This window comes from Neobacillus sp. MER 74 (genome assembly GCF_023714155.1).
Genome location: NZ_JAMAUV010000023.1, coordinates 1 through 24,377, shown reverse-complemented (window position 1 = coordinate 24,377; position 24,377 = coordinate 1). Strand labels below are relative to the sequence as shown.

The following is a 24,377-nucleotide window of genomic DNA, read 5'->3' as shown; positions in this document are numbered from 1 at the left end:
AAAAGACAAGTCTTTCACAATTATAGAGATTTATATAAAAAAAGACAACTGGCGCATGATGGCGGCAGTTAGTTTATTTTTTCGATATTAACCAGGCAATCATATAACGTACTTCCCATTCCATTATCGGATTCACTGCTTGATGTCAGGTGATTTACTGATCCGCCAAACTGCTTCCAAATCCCCTCATCGATATTAATCGTGTTCGGGTGGGAGGTGGGCTGGATGGAAAGATAGCCTGTAACGGAGCCGCGGTCATTCCATACTCTTACCATGTCATCTTTTTGCAAACCAAGGTCATCTGCAATATTTTGAGCTACTTCGACCTTCAACCTCAAATTTCCACCTAATAGATGGTAGTTCTGCGAGTGATTGGAACGCATCGGATGGATCGTCAGTAAATTATATGGATACTTTTCAGCTAACTGTGGATTCCTCCACTTAGATTCCTCCGGTACAGCTAAGGTTAATGGTTCATGACCGTTCCTCCGTGCGGTAAATTCATACTTGCCGCTAGGAGTAGTAAACTTTCGGTCCTGCCATGGGATCGCTGTGACCGGTAACTCCAGCGTATGCTGTTCCATTAACGTATCCAGGGAGACACCCTTTCTTTCCAATCTTTCAAAACTCATTTGAAGGAATTGCTTTCTTGTATAGTCAAAATCAGCCCCAAAACCAAGCCGTTTCGCTAATTCCGTCCAAATCCATAAGTCAGGCTGGGCTTCGCCTGGTGCCGATACCAGCTTTGGACCATAATTTACATAATGATGATACATCGAAGAAAAATAAATATCCTCTTCCTCAAAAGCAGTCGTGGTCGGTAACACATAATCAGCAAGCTGCGCGGTATCTGTCATGAATTGATCAATGACCACCAATGTTGGTACAGATGAGAAGGCCTTTTCAACCACTTGGGTGTCAGGCACCTGTGTGACTGGATTCCCACATGTGACAACTATCATTTGTATTTGTGGATTTGTTGCTTTCAGCACTTCTTCGGCCTGTTTCATGATCGAAAATTGACGCCGGCTTTGCCTGCGATTTGCTAGTGTCAACTCTTCAAACACAAAACTCTGGCCCACTTGAAGGTTCGCATAATTTGCACCCCCGCCCGCCATTCCAATATTTCCGCTGCATGCGACAAGCGCATCTATCAGGCGAATTGTATTCCCGCCATTTTGATAGCGCTGCATGCCAAGGCCCATGAACGTGGCAGTAGGTTTGTCCGCATAGACATGCGCTAAATGGGTCATTACTTCACAAGGCACTTCAGTCATTTCACTGATTTCCTCTAAAGTAACACTGCCCAGAAGTTGATCCACATCCTCAAAACCAACGGAGGATTCCTCAATAAACTTTCGGTCCTCTAACCTTAAGCGCAGCAGCTCTTTGATAATTCCTGCTGCTAATAATCCATCCATTCCAGGTTTAATCGAGATATATTCATCAGCAATTTTAGCTGTTGCGTTAAAGATTGGATCAATAACAAACAATTTTGCACCACGTTTTTTTGCCTCTAGCAGCTTTTCGTAAAAGTGCATGTTTGTCCGGGCAACATTTCGCCCCCAGACGATAATATTTTTACTATTATAAACATCATCAGGGCCATGGCTATAAGCATTCCCGAAGTCCCATTGCTGCGCTTCGATGCCTGCCCCCCAGCAAAGAGACCCGTAGAGTTCAGTAACACCGCCGTAGCAATTAAAGAAACGTTGATCGAGGTTTTTTAATAATCCATTATTTGCATAGTCATGGCTGTGTAAAACGGCCGTTGACCCGTATGTTTCTTTTATGCCCCTGAGCTTTTCCGCTATCTCATTCAGCGCCTGTTCCCAAGATATTTGCTCGAATTGGCCGTTGATTTTTTTTAATGGATGCAGCAACCGCTGCGCGGAATTTGTCCTTGTTTCAAGCATCCGTCCCCGCCCGCAAATTTTTCCTTGGGTGATTGGATGGGAGGGATCTCCTTCTACTTTTGTGACGCGATCATTTTCGACTGTTACATGAAATCCGCAGCTATCCCAGCAATTTAATGGACATGCTGCTTGACGTATTTGTGCCACTATTCCCACCCCTATATACAAAAACTCTATTTCTACTTTTCTTATAAGAATAATATATTTTTTCATTTAAAAAAAGCATAAGGTTATTCCTCATGCTTCACCAAAATTTTCTTCATTTTCCTTGAAAATTCCCGCCTCGGAATGAGGACACTATGACCGCAGCCTTCACATTTAATGCGAACGTCCATCCCCATGCGGATGACTTTCCAGCGGTTTGTTCCACAAGGATGCTGTTTTTTCATCTCTACTACATCATTTAGGGCAAATTCCTTTTCTTCCATCCAATATCCTCTCCTTATTTAGGTTGTCCAGAGCCATACATGACCACTTTTGGATCAGGAGCCTTAATGCCATTTTCGTCTAATTGAAGCTTAATATCCCTGCGAATCATACGAGAAACACCTGCCTGCTTCATTGGCAGCGTTTCTGCGACAACGCGTAAGACAATCTCAGTTGCTCCCATTGTTTGAATTCCTAATAACTCAGGGGGCTTAACTAACTCCTCATATTGAGCGGGCATAAATTGAATTGCTTCCTCAATGACCTTTTCCGCCTTAGCGATGTCCTCCCCATAGGCAATCGCAATATCTACAACGGCGATACTATTATTAATGGAAAAGTTGGTTACTTCAATAATACTGCCATTTGGTAAAATATGCAGTTCCCCCGTCCAACTTTTAACTTTTGTCGTTCTTAATCCTATCGCTTCAACATTTCCTTCAAATTGACCAATACGAACATGGTCTCCAACAGAAAATTGATCCTCGAAAATGATAAAAAAGCCGCTGATCACATCTTTGACTAAACTTTGTGCTCCAAAACCTACAGCTAAACCAACTACTCCAGCTCCGGCAATTAGCGCTTTGACATCAATTCCTAACACAGAAAGAATCATCATAAAGGCAATAAAATAAACAACATAGGAAAGGACATTATCAAGCAGCCGAGAGAGTGTTTCCTCTCGCCGTTCCGAAGTACTAAGCGGGGAGAGATTTCTAATTTTAAAAATATTATGGATCATTAATTTTCCAATACGAATCAAGATATTGGTAATAATTAAAATCGCCATTATTTTTAGGAGCCCCTCACCTAGAGCCAGCCACGTATCCTCATTTTGAAATTTATCAAGTAATTTTTGCATACCCTTTTGTGTAAGAGTCATGTAGACACCATCCTCTAAAACCTTTTTGCCAATTCTATTTTAGCAATTATTTTATGCAGTTAATAGCATTATGAATTTTCCTTTTTTACCCGCTTTATGTATAGATTTACTGAAAATTCCGTATAATAGTAAGACTATTTAAGATTAGGGAGTGACTTAATGAATCTGAAATCCGGTTTTTTTGACAGGAGGGCCAAGGCGCGGATCAGCCATGATGATTTGCATGCTGCTGAAAACCTCGCTGAAGAGCTGCTTACGAATATTCCTACGGTAACAAGCCGCCCGATTGTCTTTGTCTGTATTGGTACGGACCGTTCTACGGGAGATTCATTAGGGCCGCTTGTTGGGACATTACTGGAAGAAAAGGATATGCGGGCATTCTATGTGTACGGGACGTTAGATGAACCGATTCATGCCGTTAATTTGGCTGATAAATTAAAGGAAATCCAAGCAAAACATACTGACCCCTATATCATTGGCATCGATGCTTGTTTGGGAAGAGTTAAAAATGTCGGAGTGATTCAAGTGGGGAATGGTCCTGTCAAACCAGGGGCAGGAGTAAATAAGGAGCTGCCGGCGGTCGGTGATATACATATCACAGGCATCGTCAATGTCAGCGGGTTTATGGAGTTTTATGTCTTACAAAACACTCGCTTAAATCTTGTTATGAGAATGGCCAAAACCATAGCCAATGCCATCTATCAAGCAAGTCTGCTCTACCCTAAGCAAAATTGGACTGAATTAAACTTAAATTGGCTTGAAGAAGAGAAGACAAATTAAAAGAGCAGACGGGTGTAACCGAATGCTCTTTTTGCTAAATTTATTGAACAATATAAAGAACCGATACAATCAGCCCCGTGACGACGATCCCAGGCAGGAGGTTGGCTACTTTAATTTTCACTATTCCGGTTAAATTTAAGCCAATCGCAAAAATCATGATTCCGCCTGTTGCTGTCATCTCGACAATAAACTGATCCATTAATGCCTGCGGAACAAATCGGTCAATCTGGGTCGCAAATAGGGCAATGCCCCCTTCATAGAGGACAACCGGAATCGCTGAAAAAATAACCCCAATTCCCAATGTGGTTGTTAAAATTAACGCCGTAAATCCATCGATTAATGATTTCGTGTACAACACATCATGATCACCGCGGATGCCGCTGTCAAGTGCGCCAATAATCGCCATTGCACCGATCACAAAAATTAGTGTCGCCGTAACAAATCCTTCGGAGATACTGCCTTTTCCATTGGAGGGGCCAACTTTCTTCTCCAGCCATAATCCTAAATCATTTAATTTATCCTCCAGTTTTAAGGCCTCACCGGCAACCGCTCCCACAACGAGGCTAATAATAACAATGAGGAAATTTTCACTCTTTAACCCCATTTGTAAGCCCAACACCATGACAGATAAACCAATGGCATACATAACCGTGACTTTCATTCCTTCAGGAATCCGGTTTAACAACTTTCCAAGCAGTGTGCCAACAACTATTAAAAGCCCATTGACCAGTGTTCCTAATAAAAACATCTTACATCCACCTTTTTTCGACCTTCGAAATATATTTCTTTTAAACTATCATATAAGTAAAAAAAAATAAACCACCGTTTGATGGTTTATAATGAGGAATCCTCTTGATGGAGCATCTCTAAAATTCGTTCCAAATCCTCGTTAGAGAAGAACTCAATTTCAATTTTACCCTTTTTCTTGTTCTGCTTAATATTTACCGTCGTTCCAAACCGTTCACGCAGGACATGTTCCCGTTCCTTGATAAACACATCTTTCTTCGGTTCGGGCTTTTTCGTTTCACGTGGAACATCTTCATTTATTTGTTGAATCAGTTTTTCCAACTGACGTACATTCAATGCTTCTTTGGTTACTTTTTCGACTAGGCTTGGCAGTTTCTCTTTTTGGCGAAGTCCTAATAAGGCACGTCCATGGCCCATTGATATTTTCCCACCTGAAATTAATTCTTGAATCTTTTGAGGAAGGGAAAGGAGACGGATATGGTTGGCGATATGCGGACGGCTTTTCCCTAGACGCTTCGCTACCTCTTCTTGTGTCAATTTTAACTTTTCCATTAACAATTGATAGGCTAGTCCTTCTTCAATTGGATTTAAATCTTCCCTTTGCAGGTTTTCGAGGACGGCTAATTCCATCATTTGCTGCTCCGAAAGTGTTCGGACCACCGCAGGAACCGTTTCAAGCTTTGCCTCTTTCGCTGCACGGAAACGCCGCTCACCTACTACGATTTCGTAGCCGCGAATACTTTTTCTAACCACGAGCGGCTGCAAGATTCCATGCTCGATGATCGACTCTTTTAATTCATCGATTGCCTCTTGTTGGAAGGTTTTACGAGGCTGATATGGATTGGGACGTAATTCATTTAGTTTGATTTCTAGAACGACTTCCTCTTTACTAGCATCCGCAAAAAATGCATTAAGGCCTTTTCCTAAACCTTTAGCCATTCGAGACCACTTCCTTTGCTAAATCTAAATACACCTCAGCACCACGGGATTTGGCATCATAGGTAATAATCGGTTCACCATGACTAGGAGCTTCACTTAGACGTATGTTTCTTGGAATAATGGTTTTATATACTTTATCCTGAAAATATTTTTTCACTTCTTCAATGACTTGAATGCCAAGATTGGTCCGTGCATCAAGCATGGTCAATAAAACACCTTCAATTTTCAACTCCTGATTCAAATGCTTCTGAACAAGTCTAACCGTACTTAATAATTGGCTCAATCCTTCCAACGCATAATATTCACATTGAACAGGAATTAACACGGAATCAGAGGCTGTTAAGGCATTAAGGGTTAATAAACCTAACGATGGCGGACAATCAATAATAATATAATCAAATTGATCTCTCACTTCTGCTAGGGCACGCTTCAAACGAACCTCTCTTGAAATGGTCGGTACCAATTCAATTTCTGCACCTGCCAGCTGAATAGTAGCTGGGATGGCATACAAATTTTCAACTGATGTAGATTTAATGACATCCTTTGCTTCTACATCATCTACTAAAACATCATATATGCATTGGTCAACTTCTGCCTTTTCAATACCAATCCCGCTTGTTGCGTTTCCCTGCGGGTCCGTGTCTACTAGCAGGACACGTTTTCCAATATATGCTAAGCAGGCACCTAGGTTGACAGAGGTAGTCGTTTTTCCGACTCCGCCTTTTTGATTCGCGATTGCAAGAATTTTGCCCACAATGTCACCTACCCTTATATTCTCTCAAAGTTTTATTCTGCTATTCTATTAAATTTTATAAAAATATTGTTCATTTGGCTAATTTAACCTTGATGGCTAAAAGAAAAATTCCATTCCTTTATTTTAGCATGAAACAGATAGGTTGTTGGATTTTTTCTAAAATTATTCAAATGTCTACTGGTTAAAAGATTGCTGGATTGGGGGATAGAAAACATAATATATCTAAATATTTCCATTCACAAAAAGACCTTCCCAAATAAAAAGAACCAAGCATTTGATATGCCTGGTTCTTGTATCTATTTGTCTATTATTTTTTCTTTGGTATACGGATTGTAAATTGGTAGAATTCGTCAAATTCTTCTTCCTCAGCATCAAGGTTAATTCCGCTGTCCGTTACCATTGATAAGGATTGGCGAATTGTATTGACGGCAATTCTCATATCTTTACTAAAAGCTTTCCGCTTTGGTTTAGGCTTTTCATTTTTTTGCTCGAGCAATTTAACCACACGTTCTTCGGTTTGCTTAACATTAAAATTCTTTTCGATAATTTCAGCTAATAGTGCCACTTGTTTTTCAGGATCCTTTAGAGGGATCAATGCACGGGCATGACGCTCTGTAATGATCTTCGATAATAATGCCTCTTGAATTTGCTGCGGTAATTTAAGAAGACGGAGTTTGTTAGCCACCGTTGACTGCCCTTTTCCAAGGCGTTGTGCTAAGGCTTCCTGGGTCAAGTTGTGTAATTCCAGCAATTTTCCATAGGCCATCGCCTCTTCAATAGGGGACAGCTCTTCCCGCTGCAGGTTCTCAATTAATGCAACAGAGGCCGTTTCTGTATCCGATAAATTTTTAATAATTGCCGGTGCTTCGGTCCAGCCCAGCTGTTTCATCGCCCGAAAACGGCGTTCTCCCGCTATAATTTCATATTGTCCAACCGCAAATTCCCTTACGACAATAGGTTGAATAATACCATGAATATGAATGGTCCGCGCTAATTCTTCAATTTTCTCTTCATCAAAAACCGTCCGCGGCTGAAAGCGGTTTGGAACTATATGGTCAATTGGTATTTTATTGATTTCTTCATTTTTTTCCGTAATCAGCTCTTTTTCAAGTTCTTGTTCAACCTCTGGTTGTCCCTTATCGCCGAGGCCAAAAAAGCGTGTAAATGATTGTTTCATCCCCAACACCACCTTTACGAAACTCCCTATTACTTATTCTCTGCCTAGTTCCATTCTTCCTGCCTAGAATAACATGTTTGCCCTAAAAATTGTTAGATTTCCAAAATTGTTTTTCTAAAGAAGTCAAAGCGCTCCGGTCCATCCGCTGCTAAACGGGCGCTTCTGCTTTTCTTATTCAATTGGTGTCTTTCCTGGTGTCCCAGGCTTTCGCGGATATTTCTTTGGTGTTTGTTTTTCCTTTTTTATGATGAGAATATTTCGTTCACTTTCTTCCATTGGAAGCGTAAAAGTAAACATTTCCTCTAATTTTCCACCAAGGGTGGTGATTGCCTTTTGACCCATTCCTAATTCATCCTTAGCATGAGCCGCCTTCATGGCAATAAAATGTCCGCCTACTTTGACGAGTGGTAAACAAAACTCACTCAACACGGACATTCTTGCAACCGCCCTTGCCGTTACTACATCAAATGTTTCACGGAACTCTGGATTGACCCCGAAGGTTTCCGCACGATCATGAATAAAATGGACGTTTTCTAAATTTAATTCTTTAGCTAGATGATTTAAAAAAGAAATACGCTTGTTTAATGAATCTACAATCGTCACCTCAATATGAGGGTAAACAATTTTTAATGGAATACTTGGGAACCCTGCACCTGCTCCAACATCACAAAGATGGAACGGCTTTGTGAAATCATAATAGAACGAAGCTGTAATGGAATCATAAAAATGCTTTAAATACACTTCCGCTTTATCGGTAATCGCGGTGAGATTCATTTTTTCATTCCATTCAACCAGTGTTTCAAAATACTTCTCAAATTGGTCGAGCTGCACACTTGTAAGGGTAATCCCCTTTTCCTGTAAATTTGCTGCAAATTGTTCGATGATCATTCAGTAATCTTCCTCACATAGTTATTCATTCGAAACCCTTGCGATCTTGCCTTGTTCTAGATAGACAAGCAAGATGGAAATATCAGCAGGATTTACACCGGCTATCCGGGATGCCTGGGCAATGGACAGCGGTTTGACTAACTTTAATTTCTGCCTAGCTTCCGTCGCAAGTCCGGAGACGGCATCATAATCAATATTCTCAGGAATTTTCTTATCTTCCATCTTCTTTAATCGTTCCACTTGCTGCAGGGACTTGGTAATATATCCATCATATTTAAGTTGAATTTCCACCTGTTCCTTTACATCTTCGTCTAAAGCAACTTCACTAGGGAAAATAGTTTCAAGTTGTTGATAGGACATCTCAGGTCTTTTTAATAAATCAGAGGCCCGGATTCCATCCTTTAATTCACTGCCGCCAATGCTGCGGATCATTTCTTGAACCTCAGCTGTCGGTTTCAGGAATGTTGATTCCAAGCGTTGCTTTTCGGCATCAATTGCGTCTTTTTTAGCCAAGAACTTTTCATAACGTTCGTCACGGATTAAACCAATTTGATGGCCTATTTCAGTTAAGCGTAAATCAGCATTATCATGGCGTAATAGCAGGCGGTACTCCGCACGTGATGTTAGCAAACGATACGGTTCATTCGTACCTTTTGTAATTAAATCATCAATTAATACTCCAATATACGCATCGGAACGGCTTAATACTAACTGGTCACGGCCCAGTGCATTTAAGCCTGCATTGATCCCGGCCATTAAGCCTTGACCTGCCGCTTCCTCATAACCAGATGTCCCATTAATTTGACCGGCAGTATATAAATTTTTCACTACCTTTGTTTCAAGTGTTGGCCACAACTGTGTCGGAACAATCGCATCATATTCAATCGCATAACCGGAACGCATCATTTGCACATTTTCAAGTCCTGAAATCGATTTTAGAATTTGCTGCTGCACATCTTCCGGTAAGCTTGTTGACAACCCCTGCACATATACTTCCTGAGTATTCCTTCCTTCAGGCTCAAGGAAAATTTGGTGCCGCGGCTTATCATTAAAGCGGACCACTTTATCCTCAATCGACGGACAGTACCGCGGACCTGTTCCCTTAATCATTCCAGAAAACATTGGTGAGCGATGAAGGTTCTGATCAATAATTTGATGCGTTTCTTCGTTTGTGTAGGTTAACCAGCATGGCAGCTGATCTGTAATATATTTCGTTGTTTCATAAGAAAATGCTCTAGGTTGATCATCACCCGGCTGGATTTCTGTTTTACTGTAATCAATGGTATTACTATTAACGCGCGGCGGCGTTCCCGTTTTAAAGCGGACCAGATCAAATCCTAGTGTTTCAAGATGTTCAGATAATTTGATTGATGGCTGTTGGTTGTTCGGGCCACTCGAATATTTCAAGTCACCAATAATAATTTCACCACGTAAGAATGTACCGGTTGTAATAACGACTGTTTTAGAACGGTACACAGCTCCTGTTTTGGTAATAACGCCGGTGCAAACGCCATCCTCGACGATTAATTCTTCGACCATCCCTTGGAGGAGAGTCATATTTTCTTCTTCTTCAATGGTTTTTTTCATTTCATGTTGATAAGCAAATTTATCTGCTTGGGCACGTAATGCTCGAACGGCAGGCCCTTTACCTGTGTTCAGCATTCTCATTTGGATATAGGTTTTATCAATATTTCTACCCATTTCACCGCCAAGCGCATCAATTTCACGAACGACGATTCCCTTAGCAGGGCCTCCAACCGATGGGTTACACGGCATAAAGGCTACCATATCAAGATTAATGGTGATCATTAATGTTTTTGCACCAATTCGAGCGGCAGCAAGGCCTGCTTCACAACCGGCATGTCCTGCTCCGATGACAATGACGTCAAATTTTCCTGCTTCGTATTGCATGTTGTTCCTCCTTTTCCGTATCTTACGGAAACAATGCTTTTCACTTTTTTATAAAGGTCAAGCTTCAGCCCGCCAAATCAAAGGGCTTCCGCTTCCCTTTTTATTTTCCTAAACAGAACTGAGAAAATAGTTGGTCGATCAGGCTCTCATGAACGCTTTCACCAATGATTTCGCCAAGTAATTCCCATGTTCTTGTTAAATCAATTTGAACAATATCTATCGGTGTCCCCATTTCCACTCCTTCAATCGCCTCTTCAATCGACTGTAAGCTTTGGCTTAATAAGCCGATATGGCGGCTATTGGAAACATAGGTCATATCGCCAGCCTCAATGGATCCTGCAAAAAATAATGAAGCAATGGCTTCCTCTAACTCATTGACCCCACGATCTTCAAGCAAAGAAGTGGTAACAACCTTGTGTTCCTTTGCTAAAGCGTAAACCTTGTCAAACTCGATTTTTTGCTCCAAGTCTGTTTTATTCACGATAACGATGACATCCATACCTTTGACTACTTCAAAAAGCTTTTCATCTTCTGCGCTCAGTTGCTCTGCATAATTTAAGACTAGCAAAATCAAATCTGCCTCTTGTAGAACCTGACGGGAGCGCTCCACTCCAATTCGTTCGACAATATCCTCTGTTTCTCTAATTCCTGCAGTGTCCAAAAGCCGAAGGGGGACACCGCGAACATTCACATATTCTTCAATGACATCTCTTGTGGTTCCAGGAATATCTGTTACAATCGCTTTATTTTCATGGACAAGGCTGTTTAAGAGTGAAGATTTCCCTACGTTTGGGCGGCCAACAATCGCCGTTGACAATCCTTCCCGTAAAATCTTCCCTTGTTCTGATGTTTGTAACAGTTTCTTGATTTCCTCCCTGACAAAATGAGCTTTTTCAGACAGCATTTTATGAGTCATTTCTTCCACATCGTCATATTCCGGATAATCAATATTAACCTCAACATGAGCGAGGATTTCTAAAATCTCCTGTCTGAGTCTCTGAATCAATTTTGATAAGCGCCCTTCCATTTGTCCTAGCGCTACATTCATCGCCCGATCCGTTTTTGCCCTGATTAAGTCCATGACTGCTTCCGCTTGCGATAAATCAATCCGACCATTCAAAAAAGCCCTCTTTGTAAATTCACCTGGTTCAGCCAGTCTCGCGCCATTCGTTAACACTAACTGAAGGACTCTATTCACAGAAACAATTCCGCCATGGCAGTTTATTTCCACTACATCCTCTTTTGTAAAAGTTTTTGGACCCCTCATTACTGAAACCATAACCTCTTCGACCACTTGTTTTGATTTTGGTTCGATCAGGTGCCCATAGTGAATCGTATGGGTTGCTGCTTCAGTCAGCTTCTTCCCGCCAATGCTTCTAAATAGTTTGTCTGCAATTTCAAACGCATCATCCCCACTCAAGCGGACAATAGCAATCGCTCCTTCCCCCATCGGAGTGGAGATGGCCGCAATCGTATCATATTCCATTTCCTTCACCTCACACTAAAAACTGTTATCTATATAAAAAATGATTTTTTCTCCAAAACAATAGAATACCACATGATTATCTGTTGAAAAAGTAAACCTTCTCGACCTCTAACTATCCACAATTCACTTTAATCCCATTATTATTTTAACTTATCCACATGTGAATAACAATAAAACGAAAAACGAGAAAAGATTTAGGTTATCAACAACTTCTTTTTTCGACATTTTTTTCAGAAGCCAAAAAAAAACATCCTATCATTCGATAGGATGTTTTAAGGACTTATGATATTATCTTTTCGCTGGAGAAATCACAATAAAACGATGTGGTTCCGATCCATCAGAAAATGTCTTTACACGTTTGTTATCAGATAATGCAGCATGAATAACTTTACGCTCATAAGAAGGCATTGGCTCTAAAGTTACATCTATTCCTGACTTAAGGGCCTTCCCGGCGAGCCGGTGAGCTAATTGAACAAGGGTCTCATTTCTTCTTTTCCGGTAATCTTCTGCATCTAGAATCACCGTTAAATACTGATTAGAGAAACGATTAAGGACTAATTGTGTTAAATATTGAAGCGAATTTAACGTTTGCCCTCTTTTTCCAATTAATAAAGCAATCTTTTCCCCGGTCAAGATAAAATGAACATGTTTTCCCTCACGCTTAATTTCTATTTCAGCCGGGGCTCCCATTTGTTCACTTACTTGAGTAAGGAATTTCTTAGCTTCCTCAATCGGATCAATGATCACTGTTACTTTTACCACCGCCGGACGTGAACCGAAAATCCCGAAAATCCCTTTTTTACCTTCATCAATAATATCAATATCTGTGCGGTCTTTGCTGATTTGTAATTGAGCTAAAGCTGATTTTACTGCTTCTTCGACAGTTTGTCCTGTAGCAGTTACCTGTTTCACTTTTTTGCTCCTCCCGCATTACCGGATGCCTTTGCCGCCTTTAGATCCGGTCCTTTAATAAAATAAGTTTGTACAATCATAAAGATATTACCTACTACCCAGTACAATGACAGAGCGGCAGGGAAACTAAAGGCAAATACAACAATCATGATTGGCATCATCCAAAGCATCATTGCCATTTGCGGATTATGCTCTTGTCCAGCCATCATAATTTTTTGCTGAATGAACGTGGTAATCCCAGCAACTATCGGCAAGATATAGTAAGGGTCTTTATCCCCAAGGTCAAACCAGAGGAAATTATCTGAAGCAATTTCTCTTGTTCTTGAAATTGCATGGTAAAAACCAATTAAAATGGGCATTTGCACGATTAACGGAAAACAGCCGGCCATTGGATTGACACCATGTTTTGAAAATAGGGCCATTGTTTCCTGTTGCAATTTTTGCTGTGTTTTTTGATCTTTAGAGCTATATTTTTCGCGAAGTGCTTTCATTTCTGGCTGTAAAGCTTGCATCGCTTTCGAACTTCTTGTCTGCTTGATCATAAGCGGCAAAATGGCAAGACGGATGAGAATCGTTACAACAATAATCGATAGCCCAAAGCTTCCTCCAAGAATAAATGCCCCTTCTTTAATTAACCAGGATAATGGATAGACAATGTACTCATTCCAAAAGCCTGTACTCTCCGAAGTAATCGGCTGTTTGATTTCACTACATCCTGTCAGTAGGATAAAAACAGAAAGTAAGCCGACTACTAGTAATATTCTTCTTTTCAACCAAAATTTCCTCCTTACAATAAAGATAGTCAAACCACTCTATGTATTATTTTTTTTACGTTTTTCAAAGGTATTTTATCATTTACGCAAAGGAATTGTCTTCAATATGATGCAAATTTTCAGGCAAATTCCTTCGCATTTATGTCCTTACTATCACTTTTTTAAAACCTTCCCGACTTTTAGAACATGGGTAAGACTTTTTTTCACTTCAAAAAAGTCCATGTCAGCTGCTGGCTTTCTGGCAATAATGACATAATCATTCCCTATTGCTAGCTGCTCGCTTAACTCAAAGATGGATTGCCTTACATAGCGTTTAATTCGATTCCTTGTAACAGCATTTCCAATCTTCTTACTCACAGACAAACCAATCCGAAAATGATCTTGTCCCTCTTTTAATAAGGAATAAACAACAAACTGCCGATTGGCAAAAGACTGCCCCTTTTGGAATGCTGCTTGAAATTCTTTATTCTTTTTAATACGTAGCTCTTTTTTCATAAAAACACCCTCAGTCGGATTAGAAAAAAGACCACTGACTTTTCAGTGGTCTATGCTGATAATACTTTTCTTCCCTTTAGACGACGACGCGCTAGAACCTTACGGCCATTAGCTGAGCTCATACGACTACGGAAACCGTGAACTTTACTATGCTTACGTTTATTTGGTTGATATGTTCTTTTCATTATATGACACCTCCCTAAAGGATGCTATCAAGTTAAGTGACAGTCTTACTCATTATAATAACCTCACCATTAAATTGTCAACCATTCTCTGCTATTGTTCCCATTTCCAAATTTTATTGAACATGAATTAGCTAATTTCCAGAGATTATATTCTTATATGAATACGTTCGATCATCGCTAATACAAGTTAGCTCTTTTAATAAGTCATCATTTCCTTGTGGATATTTTTTCGACATTATTTTAGCTATCCACACAAGATATTGACAGGTTTTGCACAAAACATCTACTTGTGGACAAATTCTGTGCACATATTGTTATCGTTGTGGATAAACTACGAAAAGGCATTGCGCCTTAAGCAATTATTTGATATTATATTTGTGTTTTCACTCTGAATAACTTTATCCACACCAAAACGTTATCCACAATTTGTGGATATCATGTGGATAGCTTATCCTAGGGTACTGTAGAAAGTTGTCCACAAGAAGTGGATATTGTCGAAATTCCACTTTACTTCCTTATTATTTATTATCCACATTCACTGATTCGTATATTTATAAATTAATAGGTTGTACTGACGGTATAAGAAAAGCGCACGTGCTAATCTAGGCTGCGTACTAAAGGAGGGATATTATTTGGAAAATATTGCGGATCTTTGGCATGCTGCATTAGCTAATATAGAGAAAAAGATCAGCAAACCAAGCTTTGATACCTGGCTTAAGTCCACCAAGGCCCATTCCCTTCAAGGTGATTTGTTGATTATTACAGCACCCAATGAATTTGCCCGTGATTGGCTGGAAGAACGTTACTCTCAGTTAATCGCAGGAATACTATATGAAATTACCGGCGAAGAGCTTGCTGTTAAATTTATCATTCCGCAAAATCAAAAAGAAGCAGAAAATGATGTGCAATTACCTCCTAAAAAGGTAAAAAAGGACGATGACCATGGGGAATTTCCTCAAGGTATCTTAAATCAAAAGTATACTTTTGATACATTTGTCATTGGCTCAGGCAACCGTTTTGCCCATGCCGCATCGCTCGCTGTAGCTGAAGCACCTGCCAAAGCATACAATCCCCTCTTTATCTATGGAGGCGTGGGATTAGGAAAAACGCACTTAATGCATGCAATTGGTCATTATGTTTTAGATCATAACCCTGCAGCAAAAGTCGTTTATTTATCATCCGAAAAATTTACTAACGAGTTTATTAACTCGATTCGAGACAATAAAGCGGAGAATTTTCGCAATAAATATCGAAATGTTGACATTTTACTTATAGATGATATTCAATTCTTAGCTGGAAAAGAATCAACCCAGGAAGAATTTTTTCATACGTTTAATGCACTCCATGAGGAAAGTAAACAAATTATCATCTCCAGCGACCGGCCGCCAAGAGAAATTCCAACATTAGAGGACAGGCTCAGATCCCGATTTGAATGGGGTTTGATAACTGATATTACGCCGCCTGATTTAGAAACAAGGATTGCCATCCTCAGGAAAAAGGCAAAGGCAGAGGGTCTGGATATTCCAAATGAGGTCATGTTATATATTGCCAATCAAATTGACTCCAACATTCGTGAGCTTGAGGGTGCGCTAATCCGCGTGGTTGCTTACTCCTCTTTAATCAATAAGGATATCAATGCCGATTTAGCAGCAGAAGCTTTAAAGGACATCATTCCAAGTTCCAAGCCTAAAGTCATCACAATTTTGGATATTCAAAAGACGGTTGGGGAACTATTTAGTATTAAACTGGAAGATTTCAAAGCAAAAAAACGGACAAAGTCGCTCGCATTTCCTAGACAAATTGCGATGTATTTATCACGTGAATTAACGGATTATTCTTTGCCGAAAATAGGAGAAGAGTTTGGCGGGCGAGATCATACTACCGTCATTCATGCGCACGAAAAGATTTCTAAACTCCTCCAGTCCGATGCCCAGCTGCAAAGACAAATGAAAGAACTTCATGAACTTTTGAAGGTCTAAAACACGACTGAATTATGTGCATAACTTCTTAGTATTTACACACAGTCTGTCCACATGTGGATAGGCTGTGTTTCCGTTGAAATAATGGGTTATCCACATACTAACAGGCCCTACTAGTACTTCTACTCTTTTTTTAAAAAAATATATTATGTTTTTAATAACAAAAATATGCTTAAAACGGAGGATTATATTCGATGAAATTTATCATCCAAAGAGATCGATTAGTTCAGAGTGTTCAAGATGTAATGAAGGCTGTTACATCAAGAACCACTATTCCAATTTTAACGGGGATTAAAATTACAGCGACAACTGAAGGTGTTACTCTAACAGGGAGTGATTCAGATATTTCGATTGAATCGTTTATTCCTAAAGAGGATGCTGGTGACGAGATTATTGAAGTTAAACAAGCAGGCTCGATTGTACTTCAAGCGAAAGTCTTTAGTGAAATCGTTAAAAAACTACCGACTGCTTCAGTAGAAATTGAAGTACTCGGCTCTCTTCAAACCGTTATTCGCTCAGGAAAATCTGAATTTAACTTAGTCGGTCTTGATGCAGAAGAATATCCTCATCTGCCACAATTAGAAGAAAATAATAAATTTCATATTGCCACAGATTTATTAAAAGCAATGATCCGACAAACACATTTTGCCGTGTCCACCTCAGAAACACGCCCCATCTTGACAGGTGTAAACTGGCGCGTTGAAAATGGGGAGTTAAACTGTATTGCAACAGATAGTCACCGTCTTGCACTAAGGAAGGCAAAGATTGAAACGCCAAACAACGAGAATTATAATGTCGTTATTCCAGGAAAAAGCTTAAATGAACTTAGTAAAATTATTGATGACAGTAATGAACTGATTGATATTGTTATCACTGAAAATCAGATTTTATTTAAAGCGAAGCACTTGTTATTTTTCTCAAGATTGTTAGAAGGAAATTATCCCGATACATCAAGATTGATTCCAAGTGAAAGTAAAACGGATGTAACGGTTAATACAAAGGAATTTTTACAGGCAATCGATCGAGCGTCGCTACTAGCAAGAGAAGGAAGAAATAATGTTGTTAAACTTTCGACAATTGAGGGTGGACTCATTGAAATTTCTTCAAACACTCCAGAAGTTGGGAAAGTTGTCGAAGAAATTCAAAGTGAAGCGATTGAGGGAGAAGAATTAAAGATTTCCTTTAGTGCAAAATATATGATGGATGCCTTAAAAGCGCTTGAAGGTCAAGATATTAGAGTGAGCTTTACAGGGGCTATGCGTCCTTTCGTGATTCGCCCGCTTCATGATGAAACCATTTTGCAATTAATCTTACCAGTCCGAACATACTAATTTTATATACTTAATCCTCCATGCCACCAAACTATGGTGGCTTTATTTTAGTTTTCTTTGTAACTCTGTCGATTTTTTAGTAAAATAAAGTATTGAGACCATTTTAGAAACGAGGGTGACGATTTGCCTGAAAAAATAAAGCTTGATACAGAATTTATTACCTTAGGTCAATTTTTAAAACTGGCTGATGTAATACAAACTGGCGGCATGGCAAAATGGTTTTTAAGCGAACATGAAATATTTATTAATGGTGAACAAGATCAAAGAAGAGGAAGAAAGCTGCGCTCTGGTGACAAAATCAGGATTCCTGGCTTTGGAGAGTTTGTCATTACTGAGTAAATTAAGAAGTAGTTTATTGAGTAAATTCTTCTTAATTTATTGAATAGCTCAGCTAAAGGATGTTTTCCTAATGTATATTGAAAAATTAGCGCTCACCAATTATCGAAATTATGAAGAGTTGTTCGTAGAATTTGAGAACAAAGTAAATGTGATCCTGGGTGAAAATGCCCAGGGAAAAACAAATGTGATGGAATCCATTTATGTTTTAGCGATGGCCAAATCACATCGTACTTCCAATGATAAAGAACTTATTCGCTGGGACCAAGAATATGCTAAAATAGAGGGTAGGGTTCAAAAGCAACACGGCTCATTGCCGTTGCAATTAATTATTTCGAAAAAGGGAAAAAAAGCGAAATCTAACCATATTGAGCAGCGTAAATTAAGTCAATATGTCGGAAATATGAATGTTGTTATGTTTGCTCCTGAGGATCTTAACCTAGTAAAAGGGAGCCCTCAAGTCCGCAGGCGTTTTATTGATATGGAAATTGGACAAGTTTCGCCGCTTTATTTACATGATATGAGTCAATATCAAAAGATACTTCAGCAGCGCAATCATTATTTAAAAATGCTGCAGATAAAAAAGCAGACAGATCAAACGATGCTGGAAATCTTAACGGAACAATTTATTGGGATGGCTGTGAAAATTGTCACAAAAAGGTTTGAATTCCTGCGTCTTCTGCAAAATTGGGCCAAACCCATTCATCAAGGAATATCGAGAGGTCTAGAAACACTCGAAATTACCTATAAACCGTCGGTAGAGGTATTAGAAGAGCAAGATTTGTCGAAGATGATAGCATGCTTTGAAGAAAAATTCAGCAAGGTTAGAACGAGGGAAATTGAACGAGGAACAAGCCTGTTTGGTCCCCATCGGGATGACCTTATTTTTACTGTGAATGGAAGAGATGTGCAAACCTTTGGTTCACAAGGTCAGCAGCGGACCACGGCATTATCCTTGAAACTTGCTGAAATTGAATTAATATTTGCTGAGATTGGAGAATATCCAATTTTACTTTTAGACGATGTTTTATCAGAATTAGATGATTACCGGCAGTCTCATTTGCTTAACACGATCCAAGGGAAGGTACAGACCTTTGTGACAACCACAAGTGTTGAGGGAATCGATCATCAAACATTAAAGGAGGCCTCAACATATATTGTTGAAGCCGGAAGGATGAAGAAAGTAAATTGAGGTGAACCATGTATATCCATATCGGGGAAGATATTAATATTAGAGCAAGGGATATTATTTCTATCTTGGATAAAGAGAGTGTTAACAACTCGCCGCTCGTTGAAGAATTCCTCAAGTCTCGAAAGGAAAAGGTAATTAATCTATCTAAAAACCCCTTTAAATCAGTTATTGTCACAAATGACAATGTATACTTATCCCCGATTTCTTCTGGTACTTTAAAGAAACGTTCAAATCAAATGACTATACATGAATTTTGAAGTTAATTACATGTTTTTTAATGATTATATAGATATATTTTTGTCAGAAGGTGCAGGTGAACAAGCATGACTTTAGAACAAAAGGCTGTGGAACAAGCATATGGTGCGGAGCAAATACAGGTTCTTGAAGGACTTGAAGCTGTTCGAAAAAGACCAGGAATGTATATTGGTTCAACAAGCGGTAAAGGGCTTCATCATCTTGTTTGGGAAATTGTAGATAATAGTATTGACGAGGCATTAGCAGGTTTCTGTAATGAAATTAATGTCACCATTGAGGAAGATAATAGCATTACAGTTAAAGATAATGGCCGCGGGATTCCGGTTGATATTCAAGAAAAGATGGGCAGACCTGCAGTTGAAGTTATTATGACTGTACTTCATGCAGGAGGTAAGTTTGGCGGCGGAGGCTATAAAGTTTCTGGAGGACTGCATGGGGTAGGTGCATCCGTAGTTAATGCGCTGTCTACTGAACTTGAGGTTTATGTCCATCGTGATGAAAAAATCCACCGTATTAAATTTGAACGAGGCGCGGTTGTTTCTGAATTAGAGGTAATTGGTACGACTGATCAAACGGGGACCATTACTCATTTCAAACCAGATGGTGAGATTTTTACGGAGACTTTGGTCTATGAATATGACATTCTTGCTACTCGCCTTCGTGAACTTGCATTCCTTAACAGGGGAATCAAAATTACGATAGAAGATAAGCGAGTTGAAAATAAACGAAACGAATATCACTATGAAGGCGGTATTAAATCCTATGTAGAGCATTTAAACCGTACAAAAGAAGTGATCCATGAAGAACCAATTTACATGGAGGGAGAACGCGATGGAATTAGTGTGGAAGTCGCACTCCAGTATAATGAAGGCTATACAGAGAATATCTATTCCTTCGCGAATAACATTCATACGTACGAAGGCGGAACACATGAATCTGGTTTTAAAACGGCTTTAACAAGAGTCATCAACGATTATGCGCGAAAAAACGGCTTAATTAAAGACAATGATACCAATCTTTCCGGGGAGGATGTTCGTGAAGGAATTACCGCGATCGTTTCCATTAAACATCCAGACCCACAATTTGAAGGACAAACCAAGACAAAGTTAGGAAATTCTGAGGTAAGAGCCATCACTGATGCCGTCTTTGCCAGCACTTTTGATAAATTCATGTTGGAAAATCCAGCGGTTGCCAAGAAAATTGTCGAGAAAGGTCTTATGGCTGCACGTGCAAGGCTTGCGGCAAAGAAGGCTAGAGAGCTGACCCGCCGAAAAAGTGCTTTAGAGGTTTCTAGTTTACCTGGAAAATTAGCTGACTGCTCTTCAAAAGATCCTGCTGAAAGTGAAATGTATATTGTTGAGGGTGACTCCGCTGGCGGATCAGCAAAGCAAGGTCGTGATCGTCACTTCCAAGCCATTCTGCCACTACGCGGGAAAATCCTTAATGTGGAGAAAGCACGTTTAGATCGAATCCTTTCTAACAATGAGGTAAGAGCGATGATTACTGCGATTGGAACAGGAATCGGTGAAGATTTTGATATTTCCAAAGCACGTTATCATAAAATCGTCATTATGACGGATGCGGATGTTGATGGTGCCCATATCCGGACGCTTCTTCTAACGTTCTTTTACCGTTTTATGAGAAAAATATTAGAAGCAGGTTATGTTTATATTGCCCAGCCGCCTCTCTATAAAGTACAGCAAGGTAAACGGATTGAGTACGCCTATAATGATAAAGAACTTGAAAAGATTTTTGCCGTGCTTCCAGCGACACCAAAACCGAATATTCAGCGATATAAAGGACTAGGCGAGATGAATCCTGAACAATTATGGGAAACCACAATGGATCCAGCGAGAAGAAGTATGCTTCAGGTTAGCCTTGAAGATGCGATTGAGGCGGATGAAACCTTTGATATGTTAATGGGTGAGAAGGTAGAACCGCGTCGTAATTTCATTGAGGCGAATGCCCAATACGTGAAGAATTTAGATATATAAAGCAACGGTGAAAGGAGGTAACAAGTATGGCTGACACACCAAATTCTCAAGTAACAGAGATTAATATCAGTAAGGAGATGAAATCTTCCTTTCTTGACTATGCGATGAGCGTTATCGTTTCTCGGGCCCTTCCAGATGTTCGGGATGGATTGAAACCAGTTCATCGCCGTATTCTATATGCTATGCATGATCTTGGAATGCATTCAGACAAACCCTATAAAAAATCAGCTCGTATCGTTGGGGATGTAATCGGTAAATATCATCCACATGGTGACTCTGCAGTATATGAAACAATGGTTCGGATGGCCCAGGACTTCAACTATCGTTATATGCTTGTCGATGGACATGGAAACTTCGGTTCTGTCGATGGCGACTCGGCTGCTGCCATGCGTTATACAGAATCAAGAATGTCGAAAATCTCAATGGAATTATTACGAGATATAAACAAGGATACGATTGATTATCAAGATAACTATGATGGGGAGGAAAGAGAGCCGGTTGTTCTACCAGCCAGGTTCCCTAACCTTTTAGTTAACGGAACAACAGGAATTGCTGTTGGAATGGCAACCAATATTCCGCCGCACCAACTTGGAGAGGTAATCGATGGAGTTTTAGCGCTTAGTCGTGACCCTGAAATTACTACACAAGAGCTCATGGAAATTATTCCTGGTCCAGACTTTCCTACCGGAGGTATTATCATAGGCCGAAGCGGTATTCGTAAAGCCTACGAAACAGGCAGAGGATCCATTACAGTTCGTGCTAAGGTAGTCATTGAGCAAAAGGCAAATGGTAAAGAAGTTATCATTGTTAATGAATTACCTTATCAAGTGAATAAGGCGAGATTAGTTGAAAAAATCGCTGAACTAGCCCGTGATAAAAAAATCGAAGGTATTACTGACCTGAGAGACGAATCCGACCGAAAAGGTATGCGGATTGTTATTGAAGTTCGTAAAGATGCGAATGCCAACGTCCTGTTAAATAATTTATATAAACATACAGCATTACAAACTAGCTTCGGAATTAACACACTTGCCCTAGTTAATGGACATCCAAAGGTGTTGACACTTAAACAATGCTTAGTCCATTACCTAGACCATCAAAATGTAGTTATCCGCCGGAGAACCGAGTTTGAACTGCGTAAAGCGGAAGCACGTGCCCATATCTTAGAGGGGTTAAGGATTGCACTTGATCACTTGGATGAAGTCATTAATTTAATTCGTAGTTCACAAACGACTGAAATTGCTCGAGAAGGCTTGATGACTACCTTTAATCTTTCTGAAAAGCAGGCCCAAGCGATCCTTGATATGCGCTTACAGCGTTTAACAGGTTTAGAGAGAGAAAAGATTGAAGAAGAATATCAAAACCTAGTGAAGCTAATTGCTGAATTAAAGGCAATATTAGCTGATGATGAAAAAGTTCTTGAAATTATTCGTGAAGAATTGTTGGAAATCAAAGAGCGCTTCAATGACACTCGCCGGACAGAAATTGTTACAGGCGGAATAGAAAACATTGAAGATGAGGATCTAATTCCACAAGAAAATATCGTTATTTCCTTGACTCATAATGGTTATATTAAGAGACTCCCAGTTTCCACCTATCGTGCTCAACGACGCGGAGGACGTGGAATCCAGGGAATGGGAACCAATGAGGATGATTTTGTTGAACATTTAATAACGACTTCAACACATGATACGATTCTCTTCTTTACGAACAAAGGTAAAGTTTATCGTTCAAAAGGATATGAAATACCTGAATACAGCCGTACGGCTAAAGGTATTCCGATTATTAACCTCCTTGGTATCGAAAAAGGAGAATGGGTCAATGCGATCATTCCGGTGGAGGAATTTGTGGATGACTGGTTCCTATTCTTTACAACCAAAGAGGGAATCTCAAAACGCTCCCCATTAACTTCATTTGCCCATATTCGCAACAATGGCTTAATTGCCTTGAGTTTGCGTGAAGGTGATGAATTAATCAGTGTCCGCTTGACCGATGGCAGCAAGGATATTATTATTGGCACCAAAAAAGGTATGTTGATTCGGTTCCCAGAAACTGATGTTCGATCTATGGGAAGAACGGCCACCGGTGTGAAGGGTATTTCTTTAGATAGTAACGATGAAGTAGTTGGAATGGAAGTTTTAGAGGAAACGAATGATGTTCTTATTGTAACCAAAAATGGTTATGGAAAACGAACAACTGCATCTGAATATCGTATCCAAGGCAGAGGCGGAAAAGGAATCAAGACATGCCATGTGACTGAAAAAAATGGTGATCTTGTTTCGATGCGCGCGGTTACTGGTGAAGAGGATCTCATGCTGATTACCACTGGCGGTGTACTTATCCGGATGGATGTTGGTGGGATTTCTAAGATGGGCCGAAACACTCAAGGTGTGAAGCTAATAAGCATGAAAGAAAGTGAAGATGAATTTGTAGCTACAGTGGCTAAGGTAGAAAAAGAAGAGGAAGAAGAAAACCTTGAACCTGATTCTATCGATACAGTGGAAGAGCATTCTGATGCGGTAACTACAGAGGAAGAAGAATAAAAAATGAGGGGGGGCACACTAGGTGTGTTCCCTTTTTTATTAATTTCAGGGCGGTGGAGTTAATATTATCGGAATAAAATATTTAAAAAATCCTTATTGTAAAAAAAGAATAGAAAAATCGTTGACTTTAGTTTTTACAGGTGGTATATTTATTAAGTCGCTTACGGGCGATAGAGAAATTGATCTTTGAAAACTAAACAAACAAAATCGTGCAAACAAGCAATAAATTTTAGTTTCTTTTAAGAAGCTAAGCCAACGTAACAAATGAGCTAATCAACTTTCTTGGAGAGTTTGATCCTGGCTCAGGACGAACGCTGGCGGCGTGCCTAATACATGCAAGTCGAGCGGGACTCTTCGGAGTCTAGCGGCGGACGGGTGAGTAACACGTGGGCAACCTGCCTGTAAGACTGGGATAACACCGGGAAACCGGTGCTAATACCGGATAATCCTTTTCCTCTCATGAGGAAAAGCTGAA

22 protein-coding genes and 1 rRNA gene are annotated in these 24,377 nt (G+C 39.8%); 9 read left to right on the top strand and 14 right to left on the bottom strand.

The features are described from left to right. Positions 1-68 precede the first annotated feature (68 nt). The 3 genes from M3610_RS23185 to M3610_RS23175 form a co-directional block, all read right to left on the bottom strand. Positions 69-2,063: a molybdopterin-dependent oxidoreductase gene (locus M3610_RS23185; protein ID WP_251462981.1), complete on the bottom strand. Its 1,995-nt coding sequence runs from the start codon at positions 2,061-2,063 to the stop codon at positions 69-71. A gap of 83 nt (positions 2,064-2,146) precedes the next feature. After that, complete coding sequence (locus M3610_RS23180) at positions 2,147-2,344, bottom strand: DUF951 domain-containing protein (protein ID WP_026568062.1); 198 nt, start codon at positions 2,342-2,344, stop codon at positions 2,147-2,149. Between the two features lie 14 nt (positions 2,345-2,358). Continuing rightward, the gene (locus tag M3610_RS23175; RefSeq protein WP_251462979.1) at positions 2,359-3,225 is read right to left on the bottom strand and encodes a mechanosensitive ion channel family protein; all 867 of its coding nucleotides are present in this window, start codon (positions 3,223-3,225) and stop codon (positions 2,359-2,361) included. Positions 3,226-3,384: 159 nt separating this feature from the next. On the opposite strand from M3610_RS23175, the gene yyaC reads away from it, so the two are divergent. Beyond that, positions 3,385-4,005, top strand: a complete 621-nt coding sequence (gene yyaC, locus M3610_RS23170; RefSeq protein WP_098577046.1) for a spore protease YyaC — start codon at positions 3,385-3,387, stop codon at positions 4,003-4,005. 40 nt (positions 4,006-4,045) lie between these two features. Here yyaC and M3610_RS23165 read toward each other — a convergent pair whose 3' ends face one another. The 11 genes from M3610_RS23165 to rpmH form a co-directional block, all read right to left on the bottom strand. Further along, positions 4,046-4,753: a DUF554 domain-containing protein gene (locus M3610_RS23165; protein WP_098577043.1), complete on the bottom strand. Its 708-nt coding sequence runs from the start codon at positions 4,751-4,753 to the stop codon at positions 4,046-4,048. Between the two features lie 86 nt (positions 4,754-4,839). Then, positions 4,840-5,691: a ParB/RepB/Spo0J family partition protein gene (locus M3610_RS23160; RefSeq protein ID WP_251462976.1), complete on the bottom strand. Its 852-nt coding sequence runs from the start codon at positions 5,689-5,691 to the stop codon at positions 4,840-4,842. Continuing rightward, a complete protein-coding gene (locus M3610_RS23155; RefSeq protein ID WP_251462974.1) occupies positions 5,684-6,445 on the bottom strand; it encodes a ParA family protein in 762 nt (253 codons plus the stop codon). The genes M3610_RS23160 and M3610_RS23155 overlap by 8 nt, the downstream gene beginning before the upstream one ends. A 307-nt stretch (positions 6,446-6,752) precedes the next feature. After that, the gene (noc, locus tag M3610_RS23150) at positions 6,753-7,622 is read right to left on the bottom strand and encodes a nucleoid occlusion protein (RefSeq protein WP_098577036.1); all 870 of its coding nucleotides are present in this window, start codon (positions 7,620-7,622) and stop codon (positions 6,753-6,755) included. A gap of 171 nt (positions 7,623-7,793) precedes the next feature. Next, complete coding sequence (gene rsmG / locus M3610_RS23145) at positions 7,794-8,510, bottom strand: 16S rRNA (guanine(527)-N(7))-methyltransferase RsmG (RefSeq protein ID WP_251462972.1); 717 nt, start codon at positions 8,508-8,510, stop codon at positions 7,794-7,796. A 21-nt stretch (positions 8,511-8,531) separates the two neighbouring features. Continuing rightward, on the bottom strand, positions 8,532-10,421 hold the full coding sequence (gene mnmG / locus M3610_RS23140; protein WP_098577030.1) for a tRNA uridine-5-carboxymethylaminomethyl(34) synthesis enzyme MnmG: 1,890 nt from the start codon (positions 10,419-10,421) through the stop codon (positions 8,532-8,534). A 100-nt stretch (positions 10,422-10,521) separates the two neighbouring features. After that, positions 10,522-11,907 carry a tRNA uridine-5-carboxymethylaminomethyl(34) synthesis GTPase MnmE gene (gene mnmE, locus M3610_RS23135; RefSeq protein WP_251462970.1) on the bottom strand — a complete coding sequence of 462 codons (1,386 nt, stop codon included), beginning with the start codon at positions 11,905-11,907 and terminating at the stop codon, positions 10,522-10,524. A 288-nt stretch (positions 11,908-12,195) separates the two neighbouring features. Beyond that, on the bottom strand, positions 12,196-12,819 hold the full coding sequence (jag, locus tag M3610_RS23130; protein WP_251462968.1) for an RNA-binding cell elongation regulator Jag/EloR: 624 nt from the start codon (positions 12,817-12,819) through the stop codon (positions 12,196-12,198). Further along, positions 12,816-13,592 carry a YidC family membrane integrase SpoIIIJ gene (gene spoIIIJ / locus M3610_RS23125; RefSeq protein ID WP_098577021.1) on the bottom strand — a complete coding sequence of 259 codons (777 nt, stop codon included), beginning with the start codon at positions 13,590-13,592 and terminating at the stop codon, positions 12,816-12,818. The genes jag and spoIIIJ overlap by 4 nt, the downstream gene beginning before the upstream one ends. Before the next feature lie 153 nt (positions 13,593-13,745). Next, the gene (rnpA, locus tag M3610_RS23120) at positions 13,746-14,087 is read right to left on the bottom strand and encodes a ribonuclease P protein component (RefSeq protein WP_098577018.1); all 342 of its coding nucleotides are present in this window, start codon (positions 14,085-14,087) and stop codon (positions 13,746-13,748) included. A 50-nt stretch (positions 14,088-14,137) separates the two neighbouring features. Further along, positions 14,138-14,272 carry a 50S ribosomal protein L34 gene (gene rpmH, locus M3610_RS23115; protein ID WP_007084526.1) on the bottom strand — a complete coding sequence of 45 codons (135 nt, stop codon included), beginning with the start codon at positions 14,270-14,272 and terminating at the stop codon, positions 14,138-14,140. Positions 14,273-14,904: 632 nt separating this feature from the next. Here rpmH and dnaA point away from each other — a divergent pair. From dnaA to M3610_RS23075, 8 genes are all read left to right on the top strand, one after another. Then, positions 14,905-16,251, top strand: coding sequence for a chromosomal replication initiator protein DnaA (gene dnaA / locus M3610_RS23110; RefSeq protein WP_098577015.1), 1,347 nt, complete (start codon positions 14,905-14,907; stop codon positions 16,249-16,251). Positions 16,252-16,445: 194 nt separating this feature from the next. After that, on the top strand, positions 16,446-17,582 hold the full coding sequence (gene dnaN / locus M3610_RS23105) for a DNA polymerase III subunit beta (protein WP_251462966.1): 1,137 nt from the start codon (positions 16,446-16,448) through the stop codon (positions 17,580-17,582). A 123-nt stretch (positions 17,583-17,705) separates the two neighbouring features. Beyond that, positions 17,706-17,921 (top strand): S4 domain-containing protein YaaA, encoded by a 216-nt coding sequence (gene yaaA / locus M3610_RS23100; RefSeq protein ID WP_098577009.1) that lies wholly within the window; start codon positions 17,706-17,708, stop codon positions 17,919-17,921. A gap of 70 nt (positions 17,922-17,991) precedes the next feature. Continuing rightward, positions 17,992-19,110 (top strand): DNA replication/repair protein RecF, encoded by a 1,119-nt coding sequence (recF, locus tag M3610_RS23095; RefSeq protein WP_251462964.1) that lies wholly within the window; start codon positions 17,992-17,994, stop codon positions 19,108-19,110. A gap of 8 nt (positions 19,111-19,118) precedes the next feature. Then, complete coding sequence (gene remB, locus M3610_RS23090; RefSeq protein ID WP_098577003.1) at positions 19,119-19,367, top strand: extracellular matrix regulator RemB; 249 nt, start codon at positions 19,119-19,121, stop codon at positions 19,365-19,367. A gap of 66 nt (positions 19,368-19,433) precedes the next feature. Then, a complete protein-coding gene (gyrB, locus tag M3610_RS23085) occupies positions 19,434-21,359 on the top strand; it encodes a DNA topoisomerase (ATP-hydrolyzing) subunit B (protein WP_251462962.1) in 1,926 nt (641 codons plus the stop codon). Positions 21,360-21,385: 26 nt separating this feature from the next. Beyond that, positions 21,386-23,902: a DNA gyrase subunit A gene (gene gyrA, locus M3610_RS23080; protein WP_251462960.1), complete on the top strand. Its 2,517-nt coding sequence runs from the start codon at positions 21,386-21,388 to the stop codon at positions 23,900-23,902. Between the two features lie 279 nt (positions 23,903-24,181). Continuing rightward, positions 24,182-24,377, top strand: a 16S ribosomal RNA gene (locus M3610_RS23075); the annotation flags it as partial.

What these genes read in the sequence shown, in the direction of transcription:
- M3610_RS23180 (WP_026568062.1), bottom strand. Translation starts at nt 2,344, where the DNA reads ATGGAAGAAAAGGAATTTGCCCTAAATGATGTAGTAGAGATGAAAAAA.
- M3610_RS23175 (WP_251462979.1), bottom strand. Translation starts at nt 3,225, where the DNA reads ATGACTCTTACACAAAAGGGTATGCAAAAATTACTTGATAAATTTCAA.
- yyaC (WP_098577046.1), top strand. Translation starts at nt 3,385, where the DNA reads ATGAATCTGAAATCCGGTTTTTTTGACAGGAGGGCCAAGGCGCGGATC.
- M3610_RS23165 (WP_098577043.1), bottom strand. Translation starts at nt 4,753, where the DNA reads ATGTTTTTATTAGGAACACTGGTCAATGGGCTTTTAATAGTTGTTGGC.
- M3610_RS23160 (WP_251462976.1), bottom strand. Translation starts at nt 5,691, where the DNA reads ATGGCTAAAGGTTTAGGAAAAGGCCTTAATGCATTTTTTGCGGATGCT.
- noc (WP_098577036.1), bottom strand. Translation starts at nt 7,622, where the DNA reads ATGAAACAATCATTTACACGCTTTTTTGGCCTCGGCGATAAGGGACAA.
- rsmG (WP_251462972.1), bottom strand. Translation starts at nt 8,510, where the DNA reads ATGATCATCGAACAATTTGCAGCAAATTTACAGGAAAAGGGGATTACC.
- mnmG (WP_098577030.1), bottom strand. Translation starts at nt 10,421, where the DNA reads ATGCAATACGAAGCAGGAAAATTTGACGTCATTGTCATCGGAGCAGGA.
- mnmE (WP_251462970.1), bottom strand. Translation starts at nt 11,907, where the DNA reads ATGGAATATGATACGATTGCGGCCATCTCCACTCCGATGGGGGAAGGA.
- rnpA (WP_098577018.1), bottom strand. Translation starts at nt 14,087, where the DNA reads ATGAAAAAAGAGCTACGTATTAAAAAGAATAAAGAATTTCAAGCAGCA.
- rpmH (WP_007084526.1), bottom strand. Translation starts at nt 14,272, where the DNA reads ATGAAAAGAACATATCAACCAAATAAACGTAAGCATAGTAAAGTTCAC.
- dnaN (WP_251462966.1), top strand. Translation starts at nt 16,446, where the DNA reads ATGAAATTTATCATCCAAAGAGATCGATTAGTTCAGAGTGTTCAAGAT.
- recF (WP_251462964.1), top strand. Translation starts at nt 17,992, where the DNA reads ATGTATATTGAAAAATTAGCGCTCACCAATTATCGAAATTATGAAGAG.
- remB (WP_098577003.1), top strand. Translation starts at nt 19,119, where the DNA reads ATGTATATCCATATCGGGGAAGATATTAATATTAGAGCAAGGGATATT.
- gyrB (WP_251462962.1), top strand. Translation starts at nt 19,434, where the DNA reads ATGACTTTAGAACAAAAGGCTGTGGAACAAGCATATGGTGCGGAGCAA.
- gyrA (WP_251462960.1), top strand. Translation starts at nt 21,386, where the DNA reads ATGGCTGACACACCAAATTCTCAAGTAACAGAGATTAATATCAGTAAG.